The organism is Microcoleus sp. OTE_8_concoct_300 (assembly GCF_031383065.1).
Taxonomy (GTDB): Bacteria; Cyanobacteriota; Cyanobacteriia; order Cyanobacteriales; family Microcoleaceae; genus Microcoleus.
In genome coordinates this window covers 1-2450 of the sequence record NZ_JANMZH010000826.1, presented here as the reverse complement: position 1 = coordinate 2450, position 2450 = coordinate 1, and the positions used below count along the sequence as shown (strand labels likewise).

The window sequence follows — 2450 nt, the reverse complement described above, 5'->3', positions numbered from 1 at the left end:
TGACAGTTGACAGTTGACAGTTGACAGTTGACAGTTGACAGTTGACAGTTGACAGTTGACAGTTGACAGTTGACAGTTGACAGTTGACAGTTGACAGTTGACAGTTGACAGTTGACAGTTGACAGTTGACCTGGGATAGCGACCTCTACCTGGAAGGAAGAGGATTGGAGTAATGAACAGTCTTCTTTTAATTTCTCCCGATCGGGCTTTGGGCTTTAAATCAATTCTTTCTGGTAATTGGTAATTGGTAATTGGTAATTTCTGAGTGCTAGTTGCTAATTACCAATGTCTGATTATTAGTTAAATTTTTAATTCCAAAAGCGGGAGTTTTGAATTGCAGATTATTGTTGAAGGCTGGCGTTTTATTTATCATTCTTATTGCGTAGCCAATCAATTTAAACTGCTGGAAATGCTCGATCGCCCGCGAGGACAAATTGAGCTTTTCCACCGCGATATGCCCTATATAGACGCTGCTTGGGAGACGAAATTTAGTTTGTTCGATCGCCCCAATGAAACTTTACTCCGCAGCATTAACAGCCCTGCGGTAAATCAGTCAGCGGATGTTACCCTGCGAATGTACTGCCCGTGGGACTTCTCGGCATCCAGCAGCGCGGCAACTTGGGTATTTGCAGCGACAGAATGGGGGATTGTTACCAGTACAGTATTGCAGGGGATGGGGGTTAAGTCGATCGCCGAAACTGCGGTTAATTCAGAAACGAAAATTATTACACCGTCGGCGTGGTCAAAAGCGGGGTTAATTCGCAGCGGTGTGGAGGCCGATCGCATTGCCGTGGTACCTTTGGGAATCGATCCTAAAATTTATTATCCTGTCTCGGGCGATCGGCGTCAATCGCTGCGCGAAAGCTTGGGCTGGTCAAACTATTTTATATTTTTAAACATCGGAGGGCAAACGGATCGCAAAGGTATTCGCCCTTTATTAAAAGCCTTCGCTGCGGTAGTTGACAAATATCCCCATGCGAGATTAGTTTTAAAAGGTTCTGAACTGCTTTATCCGTCGAGAGACGAGATTGCGGAAGCCAGCCGAGTTGTGCTCAACGATGCGGAAAGAGCGAGAGTTTTACCAAGATTAATTTATACTGGTGGGCAGCTATCTTTTGCTCGAATAGCTGAGTTTTACCAAGCAGCAGATGCTTATGTTTCTCCGTATTTAGCAGAAGGTTTTAATCTGCCGGTGTTGGAAGCTGCTGCTTGCGGTTTGCCGGTTATTTGCACCGAGGGCGGCCCGACGGATGATTTTACGCGATCGGACTTTGCACTGCCAATTGAAAGTAAATTTAGGGCTGTGGCGATCGAGGGGGAAACTTTATTTATCTTAGCTCCTGAGTGGGAACATTTGACTGATTTGATGCGAAGGGCGATCGAACAGCCTGGAATCGCTGCGAAAGCTAGGGTTGCGGGCCCGGGTTTTGTGGCCCAAAATTTTACTTGGAGGCGGGTTGTCGATCGATTGCTTGAGGTTATGGGAGGAGATGGAAAGAGAGAGGAGAAGTCTATTTTTGAGCCAATAATTTTGTAGTTTGGGCGTTTCAAGCCCTAGATGGGGAAATAGGTTTTTTCCGGCCTAGTAACAAAGGTGCGCTATCGCTCTCAACGTCTATGTTTCAATCCCTGATAGGGTTTTAGGTTTTTTCCGGCTTATCTGTTTCACCTGTTTTCTCCATCGGGACAGTCTAGTTTCAATCCCTGATAGGGTTTTAGGTTTTTTCCGGCGTTGCGTCCGCCACTCTGTGTCTAATTTAAACGTTTCAATCCCTGATAGGGTTTTAGGTTTTTTCCGGCTCCGAGACGCCAAACTATTAAGAAACTCTAGATCGGTTTCAATCCCTGATAGGGTTTTAGGTTTTTTCCGGCGCGAATGATACGCCTAGGACTGCAAAGTCAGATCGAAGTTTCAATCCCTGATAGGGTTTTAGGTTTTTTCCGGCTGGGTACAACGACAATTAACAAAAATGGCTATCAGTTTCAATCCCTGATAGGGTTTTAGGTTTTTTCCGGCTGTTGTGATTGCAACACGATCGCCTCGATCGTAGAAGTTTCAATCCCTGATAGGGTTTTAGGTTTTTTCCGGCCTGGTATCAAAATCGTAGCTTGTGGGCGCAAGCTTGTTTCAATCCCTGATAGGGTTTTAGGTTTTTTCCGGCACTTATGTTGAGCAGTTTAACAATGGTTTTTCAGGGTTTCAATCCCTGATAGGGTTTTAGGTTTTTTCCGGCTGCGGCGCCTTGCTGCCTTCTTCCTTCCTCCAAAGTTTCAATCCCTGATAGGGTTTTAGGTTTTTTCCGGCCTGCTACCGCTCTATCAGGCAAGCATGAATTAGCGTTGTTTCAATCCCTGATAGGGTTTTAGGTTTTTTCCGGCTGCGAATCAGCCACAGCAAGATTTCCAGAGCGTAGTTTCAATCCCTGATAGGGTTTTAGGTTTTTTCCGGC

At 45.5% G+C, this 2450-nt stretch carries 1 protein-coding gene and 1 CRISPR repeat array; the gene reads left to right on the top strand.

Annotated elements, in window-relative coordinates; all coding sequences use genetic code 11:
• The first annotated feature begins 334 nt into the window (after positions 1-334).
• Positions 335-1537, top strand: coding sequence for a glycosyltransferase family 4 protein (locus ACUVJL_RS36610; protein WP_445250303.1), 1203 nt, complete (start codon positions 335-337; stop codon positions 1535-1537).
• An 82-nt stretch (positions 1538-1619) separates the two neighbouring features.
• Positions 1620-2450: a CRISPR direct-repeat array (repeat unit 37 nt; unit sequence GTTTCAATCCCTGATAGGGTTTTAGGTTTTTTCCGGC).